Annotated in this window: 13 protein-coding genes; 8 read left to right on the forward strand and 5 right to left on the reverse strand. The window is 73.6% G+C overall.

Features of this window, described 5'->3' with window-relative positions; all coding sequences use genetic code 11:
- Positions 1-11 precede the first annotated feature (11 nt).
- The 3 genes from ABZ385_RS07705 to ABZ385_RS07715 all read left to right on the forward strand — a co-directional run bounded on the left by ABZ385_RS07705 (position 12) and on the right by ABZ385_RS07715 (position 2,463).
- A complete protein-coding gene (locus ABZ385_RS07705) occupies positions 12-251 on the forward strand; it encodes a hypothetical protein (RefSeq protein WP_358590184.1) in 240 nt (79 codons plus the stop codon).
- A 272-nt stretch (positions 252-523) separates the two neighbouring features.
- Positions 524-1,495, forward strand: coding sequence for a DMT family transporter (locus ABZ385_RS07710; RefSeq protein WP_358910372.1), 972 nt, complete (start codon positions 524-526; stop codon positions 1,493-1,495).
- A gap of 50 nt (positions 1,496-1,545) precedes the next feature.
- Positions 1,546-2,463, forward strand: coding sequence for a LysR family transcriptional regulator (locus ABZ385_RS07715; protein ID WP_358910374.1), 918 nt, complete (start codon positions 1,546-1,548; stop codon positions 2,461-2,463).
- Positions 2,464-3,149: 686 nt separating this feature from the next.
- On the opposite strand, the gene pepN is transcribed toward ABZ385_RS07715, so the two are convergent.
- Positions 3,150-5,723: an aminopeptidase N gene (gene pepN, locus ABZ385_RS07720; protein ID WP_358910376.1), complete on the reverse strand. Its 2,574-nt coding sequence runs from the start codon at positions 5,721-5,723 to the stop codon at positions 3,150-3,152.
- A gap of 280 nt (positions 5,724-6,003) precedes the next feature.
- On the opposite strand from pepN, the gene ABZ385_RS07725 reads away from it, so the two are divergent.
- Both ABZ385_RS07725 and ABZ385_RS07730 read left to right on the forward strand, forming a co-directional pair.
- A complete protein-coding gene (locus tag ABZ385_RS07725) occupies positions 6,004-7,251 on the forward strand; it encodes a flavin-dependent oxidoreductase (protein WP_358588195.1) in 1,248 nt (415 codons plus the stop codon).
- Positions 7,252-7,429: 178 nt separating this feature from the next.
- Complete coding sequence (locus ABZ385_RS07730) at positions 7,430-7,969, forward strand: DUF1203 domain-containing protein (RefSeq protein ID WP_358910378.1); 540 nt, start codon at positions 7,430-7,432, stop codon at positions 7,967-7,969.
- 26 nt (positions 7,970-7,995) lie between these two features.
- Here the strand turns inward: ABZ385_RS07730 and ABZ385_RS07735 are convergent, their stop codons facing one another.
- Positions 7,996-8,874 carry a LysR family transcriptional regulator gene (locus ABZ385_RS07735; RefSeq protein ID WP_358910380.1) on the reverse strand — a complete coding sequence of 293 codons (879 nt, stop codon included), beginning with the start codon at positions 8,872-8,874 and terminating at the stop codon, positions 7,996-7,998.
- 142 nt (positions 8,875-9,016) lie between these two features.
- On the opposite strand from ABZ385_RS07735, the gene ABZ385_RS07740 reads away from it, so the two are divergent.
- Positions 9,017-10,219, forward strand: a complete 1,203-nt coding sequence (locus ABZ385_RS07740) for an MFS transporter (protein WP_358910382.1) — start codon at positions 9,017-9,019, stop codon at positions 10,217-10,219.
- A gap of 26 nt (positions 10,220-10,245) precedes the next feature.
- On the opposite strand, the gene ABZ385_RS07745 is transcribed toward ABZ385_RS07740, so the two are convergent.
- Positions 10,246-11,262 (reverse strand): aspartate-semialdehyde dehydrogenase, encoded by a 1,017-nt coding sequence (locus ABZ385_RS07745; RefSeq protein WP_358588204.1) that lies wholly within the window; start codon positions 11,260-11,262, stop codon positions 10,246-10,248.
- A gap of 268 nt (positions 11,263-11,530) precedes the next feature.
- Positions 11,531-14,839, reverse strand: coding sequence for a S8 family serine peptidase (locus tag ABZ385_RS07750; protein WP_358910384.1), 3,309 nt, complete (start codon positions 14,837-14,839; stop codon positions 11,531-11,533).
- Positions 14,840-15,127: 288 nt separating this feature from the next.
- Between ABZ385_RS07750 and ABZ385_RS07755 the strand changes: the two genes are divergently transcribed.
- Together ABZ385_RS07755 and ABZ385_RS07760 are read left to right on the forward strand one after the other, a co-directional pair.
- A complete protein-coding gene (locus ABZ385_RS07755) occupies positions 15,128-15,595 on the forward strand; it encodes an NUDIX hydrolase (protein WP_358701523.1) in 468 nt (155 codons plus the stop codon).
- Between the two features lie 254 nt (positions 15,596-15,849).
- Entirely contained in the window at positions 15,850-17,658 is a 1,809-nt protein-coding gene (locus tag ABZ385_RS07760) for a TIGR03767 family metallophosphoesterase (RefSeq protein ID WP_358910386.1), read from the forward strand.
- Between the two features lie 37 nt (positions 17,659-17,695).
- Here the strand turns inward: ABZ385_RS07760 and ABZ385_RS07765 are convergent, their stop codons facing one another.
- Positions 17,696-18,748, reverse strand: a complete 1,053-nt coding sequence (locus ABZ385_RS07765; RefSeq protein ID WP_358910388.1) for a hypothetical protein — start codon at positions 18,746-18,748, stop codon at positions 17,696-17,698.
- Between the last annotated feature and the right edge of the window lie 355 nt (positions 18,749-19,103).

A 19,103-nucleotide genomic window follows, 5' to 3' on the forward strand; every position in this document is an offset into this window, starting at 1 on the left:
ACGTTTGCACCGTGGACAAGAAGAACGCTCTGCGCGCCGGCGCCCTGGCCTCCGGCACGACGCTGATGATGCTGCTCATGTCGTCCCCCGCGCTCGCGCTCACGCGCGACGACGGCGACGACCCGGCCCCCCGCCTGAGCGTCGTCGAAACGCTCGGCCTCTACGTCGCGGCGCCCCTGGTGCTGTTCCTGGTCATCGCGGGTCTCGTGATGATCGGCGACAAGTCCCGCAAGCAGCAGAAGCGGGTCTGACACCCCGCCTTTCCATCGGACGGACCAGGCCGAGGGCCCGGTTCAGCGCCGTCCCGCGTACGTGCGTACGCGGGACGTACGTATGTACGCGTGAGGGTGACGCGGCGCTGACCCGGGCCTTTGGCATGCGCGCAGAAGCGCGATCGTTCACTTCACCTTAAAGGAGATGCCGAAAAGTTTCGATGGACGTGATGGGTCGACGGGTGCGACGGTGGGGCCGAACCTGACCGAGACGCCCCGCGATGCCGGGGAGAGAGGCAAAGGGATACCTCGTGGCCGTCCTCGACCGGACCCCCGCACCCAACGCGCCCACCCCCGGAGCGACCCCTCCCGCCGCGCCGGACGGCGGGCGGAAGGCCCGGTCGGACGGCACGCGACCCCTCGGGGCCGGGCTCGCCCTCGCGGCGCTCGCCACGGTCGTCTGGTCGGGCAGCTTCGTCACCTCCCGCGCCCTGCATGACGCCGTCCCACCCGTGCAGCACGCCTTCTGGCGCTGGCTCATCGCGATCGCCGCCGTCGCGCCCTTCGCGGCCGGGCAGACCTGGCGGCAGCGGAACGTGCTCCGCCGGCACCCGCGGTTCCTGCTCCTCGCCGCCCTGCTGGGCGTCACCGTCTACAACACCCTGGTGAACCAGGCGGCCATGACGACCGGCGCCGGCAACATGGGCATGATCATGGCCGCCTCGCCCGTCCTCATGGCCGTGTACGAGCGGATCGGCGGCACCCGGCTCGGCGCGCGCCGCGTGACGGGCATGCTCGTCGCCTGCGCCGGCGTGCTGCTCCTGGTCGGCGGCGGCTCCCTCGCCGTGGACCTCACGGCCGGCGACCTGTGGATCATCGCGGCCGCGCTCTCCTTCGGCTCCTACAGCGCCCTGCTCAAGCGCAAGCCCGCCGAGATCGGCCAACTGCCCTTCCTCTTCGCGACGTTCGTCCTCGGCGCGCTGATGCTGCTGCCCGCGTACGCCGTCAGCCACGCCGTGCAGGGCGGCTTCGAGCCGGCCGTCGGCACGGTCGCCCCGCTGCTGTACGTCGGCGTGGTGTCGTCGGCGGTCGCCTTCTTCGCCTGGAACAAGGCCATCTCCCTCATCGGCGCGGCCCGCGCTGGCGTCGTCTACTACCTCCAGCCGGTCTGCGTGGCCCTGCTCTCCTTCGCGCTCCTCGGCGAGGCGATGGGGTGGCTCCAGGGGCTGTGCATGGGGCTGATCCTCGGCGGGGTCGTGCTCGGCGCGGCCCGCGCGAAGTAGGGGAGCGGCCCGTGGGGGCGGGTGATCAGGCCGGTCGGTACGTTGGCCCCATGAGCGAGTGGGACATCAAGAAGCTGCAGATCCTGCGGACGTTGAGTGAGCGGGGGACCGTCACGGCGACGGCGCGGGTGCTGCGGATGACGCCGTCGGCGGTGTCCCAGCAGCTGTCCAACCTCGCCAAGCAGCTCGGCGTACCGCTCCTGGAGGCCCACGGCCGCCGCGTACGGCTCACCGACGCGGCCCACCTCGTACTGCGGCACGCCGAGGCGGTCTTCGCCCAACTGGAGCGGGCCGACGCCGAGTTGGCGGCGTACGCGCAGGGCGAGGCGGGGGAGGTGCGGGTCGGGGCGTTCTCCACCGCCGTGCCCGCGCTCGTCGTACCGGCGGTGCGGGCGCTGCGGGTGGCGGCGCCCGGCATCTCCGTACGGGTACGGGAGACCGAGGCGGCGGAGGCGTACGAGCTTCTCGCCGCCGGCGAGGTCGACGTGGCCCTGTCCCTCGCGGTACAGGCACCGGCCTCGCCCGACGCGGACCCCCGCTTCACCCGCGAGTCCCTCGTCGCCGACCCCCTGGACGTGGCCCTGCCCGGCGACCACCCGCTCGCGACGGCCGACGGCCTGCGGCTGGCGGACCTGGCCACGGAACCGTGGATCTTCGGGGGCAGCGGCCCCTGGTCGGAGATCACCCGAGCGGCGTGCGAAGGCGCCGGCTTCACCCCGGAACAGGCGCACTCGGCGTCCGGCTGGACGGCGATCCTCGCGATGGTGGAGGCGGGCATGGGCGTGGCGCTGATCCCGCGGATGGCGACGGTGCGACGGGACGGCGTCGCCATGCGGGAACTCACGGCGGATCGGCCTCGGCGGCATGTGGTGGCGGCAGTGCGGAGGGGGGCCGCCGGTGGGGCGGCCGTCTCTCGGGTCCTGTGTGAGCTGCGGGCGGTGGTCCTCGGGCGGTCTGCCCTGGCGTGAGGGCGCCGCCCCTGCGGGGGGCTCGGCGCTTCCCGGGGTGGCCGTACCGCCCCCTGCCTCGCGGCTCGGCGCCGAGGGGTGGGCGCGTGGCTTCTGCGGGCTGTCGTGCCCGCGCCCTGTCCCGCGCTGCGCGCGGATATCTCCCACCCGCCCACCCGTGGCTCGGCGCCGAGAGGTGGGCGTGTGGCCTGTGCGGGCTGTCGTGCCTGCACCCTGTCCCGCGCTGCGCGCGGACATCTCCCACCCGCCCACCCGTGGCTCGGCGCCGAGGGGTGGGCGTGTGGCCTGTGCGGGCCGTCGTGCCCGCGCCCTGTCCCGCGCTGCGCGCGGATGTCTCCCGCCCGCCCGCCCGTGGCTCGGCGTCGGAAGGTGGGCGTGGTGCCGGGGCGGGGCGGCGTCCCCAGCTGTTCGGCCGGTGCGGTGCCCGGTGATGCGGGGTAACGGGTGGGTGGGTGGGAGAGGGACCGCCGCGAAGCGGCGGATTCGGGTGAGCGGCCCGCAGCCGAATCCGACGAGCAACCCCACGGGCACCCGAACACCGCCCACCCACCAGTCAGACCTCAGTCACCCACACCCCGCCAGGGGGCACCCCCGCGCAAGGGGCAACCCCCGAGCGGCAGATCGACAGACCGACCCCCCCCCAAGGGGCAACCCCCGAGCGGCAGATCGGCAGGTCCCCCGCTCGGTCAGAGGGCGCCGTCCGCGTCCCGCGCCCGCAGCGCCCGCTCCACCCCCGCCCGGGACTCCGTGATCAGGCGGCGCAGCGCCGCCGAGGGGTTCGCGGTGGTCAGCCAGGTGTCCGTGGCGTCCAGGGTGGCGCGGGAGACCTGGAGCGAGGGGTAGAGGCCGACGGCGATCTGCTGGGCCATCTCGTGGGAGCGGGAGTCCCACGCCTCCTTGACCGCGTCGAAGAACTTCTGCGCGTAGGGGGCGAGGAGTTCGCGCTGGTCGGTCTGGACGAAGCCGCCGATCACCGCTTCCTGGATGGCGTTGGGCAGCGAGTCGGACTCCACGACGGAGGCCCACGCCGCGGCCTTGGCCTCGGGCGTCGGCAGGGCCGCCCGCGCGGACGCCGCGTGCCGCTCGCCCGCGGCGGTCTTGTCGCGCTCCAGCTCCGCCGCGATCCCCGCCTCGTCGAGGCGGCCGGTCGCCGCGAGCCGCCCCACGAACGCCCAGCGCAGTTCCGTGTCCACGGCCAGGCCGTCGAGGGACTCCGTGCCGTCGAGCAGCCGCTCCAGGAGCGAGAGCTCGGCGTCCGTGCGGGCGGTCGCCGCGAAGGCCCGCGCCCACGCCAGCTGGTGGTCGCTGCCCGGCTCGGCCGAGCGCAGGTGCGTCAGGGTCGCCTCGGTCCAGCGGGCCAGCGCCTCCTCGCGGCGGGCCGGCGCCGCGTACAGGTCGAGCGCCAGCTTCACCTGGCGGTGCAGCGACTGCACGACGCCGATGTCGGACTCCTTGCCGATGCCGGAGAGGACCAGGGAGAGGTAGTCCCGCGTCGGGAGTTCCGCGTCGCGCGTCATGTCCCAGGCGGAGGCCCAGCACAGGGCGCGCGGCAGCGACGCCTCGAAGTCGCCGATGTGCTCGGTGACGAACGCCAGGGACTCGGCGTCCAGGCGGACCTTCGCGTAGGAGAGGTCGTCGTCGTTCAGCAGGATCACGGCCGGGCGGGCCTTGCCCACCAGCGCGTCGACCGCCGTCAGTTCACCGTCGACGTCCAGCTCCACGCGGTCGGTGCGCACCAGCTTGCCGGACGCCTCGTCCAGGTCGTAGAGGCCGATCGCGATCCGGTGCGGGCGCAGGGTCGGCTCGCCCTTCGCGCCGGCGGGCAGCGCAGGCGCCTCCTGCTTGACCGCGAAGGACGTGATGACGCCCCGCGTGTCGACGTCCACGACCGGACGCAGCACGTTGATGCCCGCCGTCTCCAGCCACTTCTTCGACCACGTCTTCAGGTCGCGCCCGCTGGTCTCCTCCAACGCGCCGAGCAGGTCGGACAGGCGGGTGTTGCCGAACGCGTGCCGCTTGAAGTACGCCTGCACGCCCTGGAAGAACTCGTCCATGCCGACGTACGCGACGAGCTGCTTGAGGACGCTCGCGCCCTTGGCGTACGTGATGCCGTCGAAGTTGACGAGCACGTCGTCCAGGTCGCGGATGTCCGCCATGATCGGGTGCGTGGACGGCAGCTGGTCCTGGCGGTACGCCCACGTCTTCATGGAGTTGGCGAACGTCGTCCACGAGTGCGGCCAGCGCGAGCCCTCCGCGTACGCCTGGCAGGCGATGGACGTGTAGGTCGCGAACGACTCGTTGAGCCAGAGGTCGTTCCACCACTCCATGGTCACGAGGTCGCCGAACCACATGTGGGCCAGCTCGTGCAGGATGGTCTCGGCCCGCACCTCGTACGCCGCGTCCGTCACCTTCGAACGGAACACGTACTGGTCGCGGATGGTGACCGCGCCCGCGTTCTCCATCGCGCCCGCGTTGAACTCCGGCACGAAGAGCTGGTCGTACTTGGCGAACGGGTACGCGAAGTCGAACTTCTCCTGGAACCAGTCGAAGCCCTGCCGCGTCACCTCGAAGATCGCGTCCGCGTCGAGGAACTCGGCGAGCGAGGGCCGGCAGTAGATGCCGAGCGGCACCGACTGGCCGTCCCGTCCCTCGTAGGAGGAGTGCACCGAGTGGTACGGGCCGACGATCAGGGCCGTGATGTACGAGGAGATGCGCGGCGTCGGCTCGAAGCTCCAGACGTCGTCCTTGGGCTCGGGGGTCGGCGAGTTGGAGATGACCGTCCAGCCGCTCGGCGCCTTCACGGTGAACCGGAACGTCGCCTTGAGGTCCGGCTGCTCGAAGCTCGCGAAGACGCGCCGCGCGTCCGGCACCTCGAACTGCGTGTAGAGGTAGGCCTGTTGGTCGACGGGGTCGACGAAGCGGTGCAGGCCCTCACCGGTGTTGGTGTAGTCGCAGTCGGCGACGACCCGCAGCTCGTTGGGGCCCGCCACCAGGTGCTTCAGCGCGATGCGCGAGTCGCGGAACACCGCGGCCACGTCCAGCGCGTGCCCGTTCAGGACGGCCTCGTGGACCGCGGGGGCCACCAGGTCGATGAAGGTCTCCGCGCCCGCCTCGGCGGAGTCGAAGCGCACCGTGGTCACGGACCGGAAGGTGCCGCCCTCCTGCGCTCCGGAGAGATCCAGCTCGATCTCGTACGAGTCAACGGTCAGCAGCTTCGCCCGCTGCTGCGCCTCTTCGCGGGTCAGATTGGTGCCGGGCACGCGGTCATCTCCTCGGGTACGACGAGTGGTCGTTCAGACGATGGGTCAGGTCATTCGGGGGGGCCACTTGTGGTGTTTCCGGCCATCCTTCCATGCGCGTTCGCCCGTCCGCGCGGCCCATTGTTCTACCGCCGCCGTGCCGCTACGCTCCGCGCGACCGGCCCGGCCCGGACAGGCCGCCGACCACGGCCCGGCCGCCGGGACCGCCGCACCACAGGGGGATGTGGGACATGCTGCGCAGGGAGGGGCCGGGCCGTGCGAGACCGGCCGCGCGTCGGCCATGATCGACGTACTGGTGGCGGGCGCGGGCATCGGCGGGCTCACCGCCGCGCTCAGCCTGCACGCGGAGGGCATCGGCGTACGCGTGGTGGACGCGGCCGACGAACTGCGCCCGGCCGGTGTGGGCATCAACCTGCTGCCGCACGCCGTGCGCGAGCTGACCGACCTGGGCCTCGGCGACGCGCTCGCCGCCACCGCGGTGGCACCGGAGGCCCTGGTCCACTACGACCGGCACGGCAACCGCATCTGGGGCGAGCCGCGCGGCCCCGCGCCAGGGCGGCCGTGGCCGCAGTACTCCCTCCACCGCGGTGCCCTGCACCACCTCCTGCTCACCGCGGTGCGCGAACGGCTCGGCGAAGGGGCGGTGCGCACCGGCACCGCCTTCGCCCGCCTCGCCGAACGCGAGGGCTCCGCGCTGCGGGTCATCCTGCGGGACGTGGCGCGCGGCCGGGAGCACGCGGTGCGGGCGCGGGTCCTGGTCGGTGCGGACGGCCTGCACTCGACCGTTCGGGCCATGCTGCACCCGGGCGAGGGGCCGCCGCTGTGGAACGGCATCCGGATGTGGCGCGGCGTCGTCGAGTGGCACCCGGTGCTCGGCGGGCGGACCGTCGTCGTGGCGGGCTGCAACGCCGCCGCCAAACTCGTCGTCTACCCGATCTCCCGGCCGGCCCAGGAGCGGGGCGCGGCACTGCTCAACTGGGTGGCGGAGGTGCGGTTCCCGCGGGCGCACCGGCACGCGATGGCGGGGCCCGCCGACTGGAACCGCTCGGGGCGGCTCTCGGACGTCCTGCCGCACTACGCGGGGTGGCGCATAGGCGACCTGGACGTGCCCGCGCTGCTCGCCGCGACCCGGCACATCCTGGAGTACCCCATGGTCGACAGGGATCCGCTGGCCCGCTGGGGCCGGGGGCCCGTCACGCTGCTCGGGGACGCGGCGCACCCCATGTACCCGGTGGGCTCCAACGGCGGCTCGCAGGCGATTCTCGACGCCCGCGTCCTCGCCCGCTGCCTCGCGTACGCGTCGCCGGACCGGGAGGCGGGGCTGCGGGCCTACGAGGAGGTGCGCACGGACGCCGTCAACGCGATCGTCCTCGCCCATCGCGACATGCCGGTGGACCGGGTCCTCCAGACGGTCGCGGAGCGGGCGCCGGACGGCTTCGAGCGGGTGGAGGACGTGCTGACCCCGCGGGAGCTGGCGGCCCTGGGAGCGGCGTACCGCACCACCACGGGGGCCGGCCCCTGGCCTTGAGCGGTGCGGTGCGGTGCGGTGCTTGAGCCTGTACGGTCCTGCTCGGCCCTGTTCGGCTCGGTGGATCACCGGCTTCGCCGGTTCGTCCTCAAACGCCGGACGGGCTGCTTCCTCGCCCTTCAGCGCGACGTCCGAATTCCGCCAGCCGGTGACCCTCCCTCCGCGTCACGCTCGACCCATGACCACCACCTACACCCCGCTTCCCATTCCCCCGGACGCCCTCGCGGAGCTGCGGGTCGTCGACGACGCCGGGCGGCCCTGCGTGCCGTACGTCGACCCGGAGGGCGGCGATCCGCTGCGGTGCTGTCTGCGGCCGGTCGCCCCCGGTGAGCGCGTCGCGCTCGTGTCGTACGCGCCGCTGCGGCGGTGGGCCGCCGGGCGTGGGGTGGACCCCGGGGCCTACGACGAGCAGGGGCCCGTCTTCCTGCACGCCGAGCCCTGCGAGGGGCCCGCCCGGGAGCGTACGGAGTACCCGTTCTCCCGGGCCGGGGCCCTGCGGACGGTCCGCCGGTACGACGCGCGGGGCCACATCGTCGGCGGGCGGCTGCTGGAGATCCCGGAAGAGGGGACGCGGGGGTTCGACGCCGCGTTCGAGAAGGCCTTCGCCGACCCGGAGGTCGCCCTCGTGCACGTGCGCGCCGTGGAGTACGGCTGCTTCCACTTCGAGGTGCGCAGGGAGGGACACAGGGCGGGCGGCGAGGGACGTGCGGAGGTCTGATCCCGGGGCGGTGCGGCCTCGCCGGTTCACGCCGGCGGCCCCGCCGCCCCCGCCAGCGTCCGCGCGAACTCCCTGACCCGGCCCGTCTCCCCGTCCCGGTGCCACACCATGCCGAGCACCGAGTCCGGCAGGCCCTCGACCGGCACGAAGGCGACGTCCCTGCGGCCGTGGTACTCCGCCGTGGGACGGCACAGCAGCATCGCGCCCCGGTCCGCCGCCACGAGCGTCAACCCCTCCTGGAGCGTGCGGACCTCGGGCGCGGGGACGTCCGAGGGGGCGTGCGCCGCGCGCCAGTACGCGGGCGCCGGCGCCGCCGCCGCGATCAGCGGGGTCTCCGTCAGCTCCGCCGCGCTCAGCAGGTCCCGCCCCGCGAACGCGTGCCGCACCGAGACGGCGACGGTCTGCCGCTCACCGGCGAGGACCGGGCCGAGGACCAGATCGGGTTCGGCGACCGGCAGCAGGACGATCGCCGCGTCCACCTCACCGCGGCGCACCGCCCCGAACGGGTCCGCGAAGGGGATCTCCACGATCTGAGTCACGCAGCCGGGGTGCCGCTCCTGGAAGCCGGTGATCGCCCCCGTCAGGCGGGCGTCCGCCGTCCCCTGGAAGCCGATCCGCAGCGTGCCCTCGACGCCCCGCGCCGCCGCCCTCGCCCGCTCGACGGACGCGGCCAACTCGTCGTAGGAGGGGCGCAGTTCGGCCAAGAACCGCTCGCCGAGCGGGGTCAGCCCGACCCGGCGGCTCGTGCGCTCCACGAGCCGGGCGCCGATCCTGCGCTCCAGGGCGGCGAGCAGCTGGCTGACGCGGCTCTGCGAGACGTACAGCCGCTCGCCGGTCCGCCCGAAGTGCAGTTCCTCGGCGAGCACGAGGAAGCATTCGAGCTCCCGGATTTCCAGCCCGTTCACGTCCGTGCCTCCCTGTGTGCCCCGCGCTCGGCCAGGATCGATGAGCCTGGCATCGACGAGCCCGGCATCGATGAGCCCGGCTCATACAAGGATGAGATCGTCGGCGTTGTTCCCCGCCCCGCCGCGCCACAGGGTGGATGCCATGGTCCAGAGCACTCGCATTCCCGCGTCCGGCGGCGCGTCGCCCCGGCCGGCCGGGTTCCTCGCCGTCCTCGCCGTCGCCACCGCCACCTTCTCCGTCGTCACCACGGAGATGCTCCCCGTCGGCCTCCTCACCTCCGTCGGCGCGGGGCTCGGCGTCTCGGACGGCACCGCCGGCCTCGCCGTCACCCTGCCCGGCCTCGTCGCGGCGCTCGCCGCCCCGCTGCTGCCCGTCGCCGTGCGGCGCGCGGACCGGCGTACGGTGCTGTGCGCGCTGATGGCGCTGCTCGCCGGCGCCAACCTCCTCTCCGCGCTGGCCCCGGGCTTCGGGGTCCTGCTCGCCGCGCGCGTCCTGGTGGGCGTCTGCATCGGCGGCGTGTGGGCCGTCGCGGCGGGGCTCGGCGTCAGGCTGGTGCGCGAGGAGGCGGCCGCCGGGCGGGCCACCGCGGTGATCTTCAGCGGGATCGCCGTGGCGTCCGTGCTCGGCGTCCCCGCGGGCACGCTCCTCGGTGAACTGGCCGGCTGGCGCTGGGGCTTCGCGGCCCTCGCCGCGCTCGCCCTGGCCGTCGCCGCGCTGCTCGCCGCGGTCCTGCCGCCGCTGCGCGCCGACGTGGGCGTCCGGCTCGGCGCCTTCGCGCGGCTGCTGCGCCTCGGGCCGCTGCGGGCCGGACTGCTCGCCGTGACGCTCCTGGTCACCGGCCACTTCGCCGCGTACACCTACGTACGGCCCGTCCTGGAGCGGGTGCCGGGCATCGGCGCGGGGCTGATCAGCGGGCTGCTCCTCGCCTACGGGGCGGCCGGCGTCGTCGGCAACTTCGCGGCCGGCGCCGTCGCGGCCCGCGACCCGCGCAGAGCCCTGCTCGCCCTCTGCGCGGGTCTCGGCGCGGTGGTGCTCCTGCTGGTGCCCGCGGGCGGCTCGCTCGCCGCGTCGGCGGCGCTGCTGGTGGCGTGGGGCCTGGCGTACGGCGGGGTGTCGGTCTCGGCCCAGAACTGGGTGATGGCGGCGGCCCCGCACGCCCGCGAGGCGGCCTCCGCGCTCTTCGCCGGGGTGTTCAACATGGCGATCGCGCTCGGCGCGTTCGCGGGCGGCCGGGTCGCGGACAGCCGCGGGGCCGGTGACGTGCTGTGGCTGGGCGGCGGCCTGGCCGGGCTCGCGCTGGTGGCCGTGGCCCGCGCGAAAGGGGCGGCCACCCGCGAAGGGTGACCGCCCCTGCCGGGCCGGGGGCCGGATCAGCCCTTGAGCTCGGCCGCGACCAGCTCCGCGATCTGCACGGCGTTCAGCGCCGCGCCCTTGCGGAGGTTGTCGTCGGAGATGAAGAACGCGAGGCCGTTCTCGACGGTCTCGTCCTTGCGGACGCGGCCCACGAACGAGTCGTCCTTGCCGGCGGCGACCAGCGGCGTCGGCACGTCGGTGACGACGACGCCCTCGGCCTTCGAGAGCAGCTCGGTGGCGCGCTCGGGGCTCAGCGGACGGGCGAAGCGGGCGTTGACCTGGAGGGAGTGGCCGGTGAAGACGGGCACGCGCACGCAGGTGCCGGAGACCTTCAGCTCCGGGATCTCCAGGATCTTGCGGGATTCGTTGCGCAGCTTCTGCTCCTCGTCGGTCTCGTTCAGACCGTCGTCGACGATGGAGCCCGCCATCGGCAGGACGTTGTACGCGATGGGCGCGACGTACTTGTCCGGCTCGGGGAAGTCGACCGCCGAGCCGTCGTGCGTGAGCTTCGGGGCGTCCTCGCCGACCTTCTTGATCTGCTCGAACAGCTCGTCGACCCCGGCGAGGCCGGAGCCGGACACCGCCTGGTAGGTGGCGACGACGAGCGCTTCGAGGCCCGCCTCGGCGTGCAGCGGCTTGAGGACGGGCATGGCGGCCATCGTCGTGCAGTTCGGGTTGGCGATGATGCCCTTGGGGCGGTTGGCCACCGCGTGCGGGTTGACCTCGGAGACGACGAGGGGGACCTCGGGGTCCATGCGCCAGGCGGAGGAGTTGTCGATCACGACGGCGCCCTGCGAGGCGACCTTCTCGGCGAGGGCCTTGGAGGTGGCGCCACCGGCGGAGAACAGCACGATGTCCAGGCCGGTGTAGTCGGCGGTGGAGGCGTCCTCGACGGTCACGCCGTCCACGACCGTGCCGGCGCTGCGGGCCGAGGCGAACAGGCGCAGCTCGTCGACGGGGAACTGGCGCTCCACGAGGATCTTGCGCATGACCTTGCCGACCTGACCGGTGGCTCCGACGATTCCGACCTTCACAGGGACTTCCTCCGTATGTGCGTGCGGCCTCGTGACCTCGGCCGGTCTGTGGGGGGTGGCTCCATCATGCGTCTGTCCGGGCCCGGCTTGTCCAATCCATTGTCCGAGGTGCGGGACGCCACACTCCGGGACGCCACATCCCGGGGCCATGCTCCGGGACGCCGCACCCCGGGGCGCGGACGACGGAAAACGCCGGGCGGACTCGTACGAGCCCACCCGGCGCTTGTTCTCTCCGCCCGGGACACCGTCCCGGTACGTCAGGTCACCGTTACGGCGTGACCTTCTCGATCTTCACGCTGCCGTTGCCGGCGACCGTGCCGCCGGCGTTCAGCAGGGACACCTCGCCGAACAGCTCACGGCCCTCGGCGGCCGGGGCCTTCGCCTCGACCTTGGCCTCGACCTGCGCGGAGGCGCCGGTGCCGAGCTTCACGGTCTTGGACTCGTCGACCGCGACCTTGCCGAGCGCGTCGGAGAAGAACACGTCCCGGTAGTCGTAGGCGGTCGAGCCGGTCGGCACCGAGTAGCCCACGACCTCGATCGTGTACGTGCCGGCGGCGGGCTTCGCGAGGCTCACGGACTCCTCGGAGTCGCCCTCCGCGGACGACCCGACGACCTTGCCGTCCTTCTTGACGCTCAGGTCCAGGTCGGCGGCGATGTCCGCGGGCGAGCCGATGACGACGTCGAGCCGCTCGGCGCCCTCGGGCACGACGACCGTGCTGGTCTGCGTGGCGCCCTGGGCGATGGTGGGACGGGCCGACCTGGACGAGCCGAGCGGGCCGCCCTTGAGCTTGCCGTCGATGGCCGCGAAGCGGTTCGTGGCCTTCCAGGTGACCGGCGCCGGGGTGCCGACCTTGGCCTCGGGGAGCGTCTGCACGGCCGGGTCGAAGTCGACGCCGAGCGCGGAGACCTTCAGCTCGTAGGGGTTGTCGAGCAGCGGCGAGGTGCGGCGCGACTCGACCTCGATCTCCCAGACACCGGCCTGCGGCTCCGGGTAGGAGCGCAGGTCGGGGCGGCAGGTGTTGGCCGGGTTCTCGTAGTTCGGGTAGCAGACGAGCGACGACGTGGAGTCGACCGGGACACCGTAGGGGTGCACGGCGAGGAACCGCGTCTGGCTCTTGCCCTTCAGGCCGCCGAGGGCGACTTCGAGGGTCTTGACGCCCTTGGGGACGGTGACGAAGTACGACTTGGTGCTGTTGCGCTGCACCGAGCCGGTCGCCTTGTACGTGTACGACGGCTCGGCGAGCGGCGCCGAGACGACGACCGTCGACATGATCTGCCGGTCGACGCCCTCGGTGCGCTCGTCGTCGACGGTGAGGATGGCGCTGTGCAGACCGGCGGACTTGGCCTTCGCGCGGACCTTGACGGTGACCGGCTTGTTCAGCGGCAGCGACACGTCGTCGTCGCCGAGCAGCTCGAAGGTGCCCTCGTGGTTGTTGACCAGGTCCAGCTCGTGGCGCAGCGCGCGGTCCGGGCCCGAGGTGCGGGTGATCGTGACGTCGTACGTGCGCTTCTGGCCGGTCTTCAGGCCGCCCTCGCGGTCGTAGATGCCGGTGCCGGGCTTCTTCAGCTCCTGGTCCAGGGCGGTGTCGACCGGGGCCTGCACCGTGTACGTGTGCGCCTTGGCGCCGTCCTCGACGGCGTTCCAGGCGTCGACCACGTTGATCAGGCCGCTGCCCTGGGCGTACGCCTGCTCGCCGCGGATGCGGTCGGCGGTGGAGGTGAGCGCGGTGCGCAGCTCGGCCGGGGTCAGGGCGATCTTCTCGCGCTTGGCGGCGGAGAGCAGCAGCGCCGAGGCGCCGGCGGCCTGCGGGGAGGCCATCGAGGTGCCCTGGAGCATGGAGTAGCCGGCCGGGAGCTTGTAGCCGGCCTCGGCGACCGGGGAGCCCGGCAGCCAGGTCTGCGTGGTGTTGATGGCCGAGCCGGGCGCCGAGATGACCGGCGTGAAGCCGCCGTCCTCGCGGGGGCCGCGCGAGGAGAAGTTCATCATCGCGTACTTCTTCTCCACGGCGGAGCCGTAGTTGGCGGCCCACGTCTCCTTGGAGATGGCGGCGCCGACCGAGATGACCTTGTCGGCCAGGCCCGGGTCGCCGATGGTGTTGGCGCCGGGGCCGGAGTTGCCGGCGGAGATGACCAGCTGCACGCCGTAGGTGTCGATGAGGCGCGTGTACAGCTCGGCGCGCGCGTTGTTGCCGTCGTTGAGGGCGGGCAGGCCGCCGATCGACATGTTGACGATGTCGACGCCGCGCTCGGTGACGAGGTCGATCATGCCCTCGGTCAGGGCGACGTTGGTGCAGCCGCCGCTCCAGGTGCAGGCGCGCGAGGAGACCAGCTTGGCGCCGGGGGCGGCGCCGTTCATCTTGCCGCCGAACAGGCCGTTGGCCGCGGTGATGCCCGCGACGTGCGTGCCGTGCTCGGACTCGATGACGCCGATGTTGACGAAGTCGGCCTTCTTGCCGACCCAGTCGCCGCCGTAGGGGTCGGTGGGGACGTCCTTGCGGATCTCGACGACGAAGGGGACGCGCTCGGCGACGTCGGTCGCCGGGTCGTCCTTGCCGAAGTAGGCGACCTGGTGGTCCTCCTTGTACGGCTTCATCGTCTCGTCGTCGGTGAAGTCGTTGTCGTCGTCCAGGTCGACGCGGACGGTGCCGGCCGCCGGGTCGTACAGGACGCCCCAGCTGTCGGTGGTGTCGCCGTCGCGGTTGATGTCGCCGTTCGCGTCGCCGCCGACGGTGGCCGCCTCGCGGAAGCGGTTGACCTGGAAGGAGCCCGCGGGGGCTTTCCACGTCTCGCCGTCCCAGGTGAAGACCGGGCCGGTGACGGGGTTGGTCATGCGGCGCCAGGTGCCGTCCGCGTCCACGATCGGGTCGGTCGCGGTCACCCAGTCGGTGATCTTGCGCTCGCCGGTGGTGGTCTTCCGCAGCGCCGGGTGGCCGAGGTCGATGCCGGAGTCGAGGACGCCGATGGTGATGCCGCGGCCATCCGCCTTCGGGTGCTTCTTCACGAAGTCGACGGCGCCGGTCTCGGCGGACGGGTTGTACGGGTTCTTCGCCGGGGTGTCCTTGCCCGGACCCGGGTAGGCGCCCCGCGCGGCGGACTGCGCGCCCTTGGCGCGGTCGGCGGCGGGCGTCGGGTCGTCCAGTTCTATCTCGTGCCGCAGGTCGATGGCGTGCACGGACGACAGGGCGGCGGCGGACTTGATCGCGGCGTCGGCCCTGCCGGTCGGCACGGTCGCGCGGACGTAGCCGAGCTTGTCGTAGGTGCGGCCGACCGAGCCGCCCTTGACGGCGTCGAGCCGGTCGGCGACCTGCTCGGTGGCGCCGGGCGCGGTGGCGACCATCATCGTGACGGTCTTGTCGCCGTCCGCCTTGGCCTCGGCGAGCAGGTCGGCGTCGGCGGCGCCGAGCTTGCCGGCCGCGGACCTCGGGACGTCGGTCGGGTCCGCGGGGGTGTCACCGGTGGCCGCGAGGGCCGCGGGTATCCCGGTGGCGCAGAGCGCTGCGGTCAGGCCGACGGCTATCGCGAGGCGGGCCGCGCGTCCGGTGACCGCGGGTCTCGCGCTGGAACTGGATCTGGGCATCGGCATCCCTGTACGTAAGTCGGGAGGAGGGTTTTCGATTCGGTCCGGAATTCGGGACCGGATGACCGCTCAGCCTTACGTAAGTGGCTGCCGTTTGGGGAGAGTTGTCCGAGCCGTGATCAGGGCATGGCGTAATTCCGCCATACGCCATCAGGGACAAGGCGGCGTATAGGGGGACTTGCGCCGGAACTTTTCCGGCCGCTTCCCGCCCCCGCCGCGAGCCCCCGGAGCTGGTCCGGCCCGGAGTACTCCCCTGCCAATCCGGCCCGGGGGCACTAGCGTCGGTCTGTGCACAAGGAACTCAGGGTGGCGGCCTACGCCGTATGCGTACGCGACGGACAAGTGCTGCTCGCCCGCTGGGTGGCGGGCGACGGCAGCAAACGCTGGACGCTGCCCGGAGGCGGCATGGACCACGGCGAGGACCCGTACGACACGGTGATCCGCGAGGCCGACGAGGAGACGGGGTACGTGGTCGAACCGGTCACGCTCCTCGGCGTCGACTCCCTGCGCCGCCGCTACCCGCGCAGACTCGGCGCCGTCGCCGACTTCCACGGAGTGCGGCTCCTGTACGAGGGGCGGATCACCGGCGGCGAACTGCGCCACGAGACCGACGGCTCCACGGACCTCGCGGCCTGGCACCCCCTGGAGGCCGTGCCGGACCTCGACCGCGTCGGACTCGTCGACATCGGCCTGGAGATGTGGCGCACCCGCCCCGCCGACGGACACATCGCCCACGCCGCCGACCCCGGCCGGTGAGCCCCTGACGGGCCTCGCCTTCCCCGGAAGGTGAACAGGGAGCAAGCGTCTCCTCTCTCCCCGGAAAGAGGTACGTGACCGCGCAGGGTGCCCGGTGATCCACGTACGGTGATCTGCGCCGGGCGTTGCGCCCGCGTTCACGCACAGGTCACCGCCGATGCCAACGATCCGGTATGAGCGGGAAGTTCGCGGGCCGATCCGGCCCCGGCGCCCGCGACCACTGCCGACGCGTTCGCACTCGGGGAGACCGCGCCATGCCGCGCACACGCTCTGTCGCCACCGCAACCGCCACGGCCGCCGCGGGTCTCGCCTCGGCCACGGCCGGCGCCGCCGGGCGCCTCGACCGCCGTGCCCTTCTCGCCGCCACCGGAGCGGTCACGCTCGCCGCCGGCATCGGCCACACGCTGGGCCCCGGCGCGGGCTCCGGCAACGCCGCACCCGCCGGGCGGGTCACCGTGCCCCGCTCCCGGCAGGCCTCCGCCGCGCCCCTCGCGCCCTACCAGGCCGGCACCACCCTGCTCACCGCCGCCGCCCCGCGCGGCACGTCCGGCTACCGCAGGCTCGGCGACGGGCCCGGCTGGCCCCGGGTGGTGCGCGGCGACCTGGCGGCGGCGAAGGCGGGGCGCGAGAACCGGCGCACCCCGCTGGCCGCCTTCGTGCAATTCACCGACCTGCACCTCGTGGACGTCCAGCACCCCCTGCGCTACGAGTACCTGCGCGCCCAGACGGCCAGCGCCTGGCGGCCCCACGAGTCCCTCTCGGTGGCCGGCGCGGTCTCCCTGGTCGAGCGCGTCAACGCCCTGCGCGGCGCCCCCGCCACCGGCGCCCCGCTGCACTGCGTGGTGACGACCGGCGACAACACCGACAACAACTCCCGCGCCGAACTCGACTGGTACCTCAAGGTGATGAGCGGCGGCCGCATCACCCCCAACACCGGGGACCCGCGCCGCTACGAGGGCGTGCAGGACAGCGGCCTCAAGCTGTACTGGCACCCGGACGGCGCCCTGCGCGACACCGACAAGGCGCTCGGCTTCCCGCGCCTGCCCGGCTTCCTCGACGCCGCCGTCCGCGAGGTCAACAGCCCCGGCCTCGGCCTGCCCTGGTACTCCACGGTCGGCAACCACGACGCGCTGCCCGGCGGCTGCTGGGCGCCGCAGGACTCCTACCTCACCGAGTTCGCCGTCGGCGGCAGGAAACTGATGTCCCTGGACGAGGCGCGGGGCGCCGCCCTGTGGAAGGCCGTGAAGAAGGGCCGCGACCCCAAGGGCGTCCACTTCAAGGAGCTGTTGCGGAGCGAGGCGCGGCGCATGCGGTCCATCACGCCGGACGCGTCACGGGCGCCCTTCACCCCCGCCGAGTACGTCCGCGCGCACCTCGACCCCGCCCACACCGGCCCCGGCCCCGTCGGCCACGGCTACACGCGGGAGAACCTCGCCTCGGGCACGCAGTACTACTCCTTCCGCATCAGCGACGACGTGCTCGGCATCAGCCTCGACAGCACGGACCCCGCCGGCCACTACGAAGGGTCCCTCGGCACGGCCCAACTGCGCTGGCTGGAGCGCGAGCTGGCCGCCGCCGGGCGGCGCCAGGGCGGACCCTCGTACGTCGTCGTCTTCAGCCACCACACCAGCAGGACCATGCGCAACCTCCGCCACGACCCGGCCCGGCCCGGCGAGGCCCGGCACGGCGGCGAGGAGATCCGCGCGCTGCTCGGCCGCCACCGTTCGGTGCTCGCCTGGGTCAACGGCCACAGCCACAAGAACGCGATCACCCCGCACCGCACCCCGCACGGCGCGTTCTGGGAGGTCTCCACCGCCTCGCACATCGACTTCCCGCAGCTCGCGCGGGTCGTGGAGGTCGCCGACAACCACGACGGCACCCTCTCCCTGTTCACCACCCTCATCGAGTCCGCCGCCCCGCACCGCACCGATTTCACCGACCTCTCCCAGACCGGCCTCGCCGCGCTCTACCGCGAACTGTCCTTCAACGCGCCGGGCGCGAAGCCCGCGCTGGGCGGCGAGGCGGGGGACCGAAACACGGAGCTGATCCTCAAGAAGCGCTGAGCCGGCACAAAACCGCGCGTGCTGGGCCGGCCTGCCGTCAGCGGGGCAGCGCCACGACATACGCCGCCGGCTCCCGGTCGTCCGACGCCATCAGCGCGGTGCGCACGACGGTCGCCTGCTGCTCCGCCGCGTCCCGCAGTTTCTTCGGGGTGAGGTGGACGACGGTGATGCCGAGCCGCTCCAAATGCTCGCGCTTGCGGGCGTACTCGGACCACAGGGCCTCGTCGCCTTGACGCAGGCCCTGCCGGGGCGCCCGGGTGTCCAGCTCCACCGCGACGGCCTGCTCCGGCCAGTAGGCGTCGACGCCGCCGAGGTGCGGGCCGCCGGGCAGCCGCAGCTCGACGTTCCACAGCGGATCGGGCAGGCCGTGCTCCGCGACCATCCGGTACAGCCGGTCCTCCGCGATGGCCCGGCCCTCGGCGAGCAGCGAGTCGACGGCGTCCACGACGTGCGGCAGCGCCAGCAGCCGGGCGGCGCGCAGTTCGCCGACGACGGCCGCCGGCTCGCAGTGGCCGCCGCGCACCGCCTCGGTGAGCAGCCGGCGCACCGAACCCGCGTCGGTGAGCTGCGCCACCGCGTCGGCGAGGGCGCGCGCCACGGGGGCCACCGGGACCCCGGTGATCTGCTGCGGGGCTGGCAGCGCGGCGCCGCGCACCAGCCGGACGAACCCGACGGAACGCAGCCGGCGGGTGCGGGGCACCAGGACGTCGACGCGCTCCAGCGACGGCAGCGGGGGAACGGCCGAGAAGCGGTGCAGGGTGAGCGCCGCGAGCCCCGTGATCATCGCGTCGGTGTACGGGGCGTGCGGCTCGCCGGCGCCGGGCTGGGCGGGCACGGCGGCGGCCTCGCGGGCGGGTGGGCGCCCGGCGTACAGCAGGGCGCCGTGCAGCCGCTCCTCGCTGGTCGGCGGGCCGGGGTGCAGCAGGTACACGCCCGGCAGGAGCTGCTGCCAGGGGCCGCCCGGGCGGCACCGGGCGCCGGCGTCGGCGGCGGAGACGCCGTGTGCGCGGAGCTGGGCGGTGCTGAGGATGCGGGGGTGGGTGTGGGGGAGGTGCCGCGGGGGGAGCGGGAGCGGGGCGTTCTGGTTCATGCCCGGGTCGTTCCCTCGGCCGTGCGGGCCGCTAACCGCTGTTACAGACCCGTCGACAAAACGGGACAGGCCCGCCCTAAAGCACGGACGTTCGACTGCCGATGATCTCCCGCTCCCCGCCCCTACCTCAACTGTCCGACCCGGGGTAAACGGGTGGGTGGGCGGGAGACGCCGCGAAGCGGCGGGGCAGGGCGCAGGGCCCAGGCTCCGCGCCCCTACGCCCACCGCCCGACCCGGGGCAAACGGGCGGGTGGGTGGGAGACACCCGCCGCGAAGCGGCGGCGCAGGGCGACGCCCCGGTCGGGGTGGGGGAACGGGACCCCGGGTCACACGGAGGCCCGTTCCCCCGGCCGGC

Source organism: Streptomyces sp. NPDC005898 (genome assembly GCF_040629635.1).
Lineage (GTDB): Bacteria > Actinomycetota > Actinomycetes > Streptomycetales > Streptomycetaceae > Streptomyces.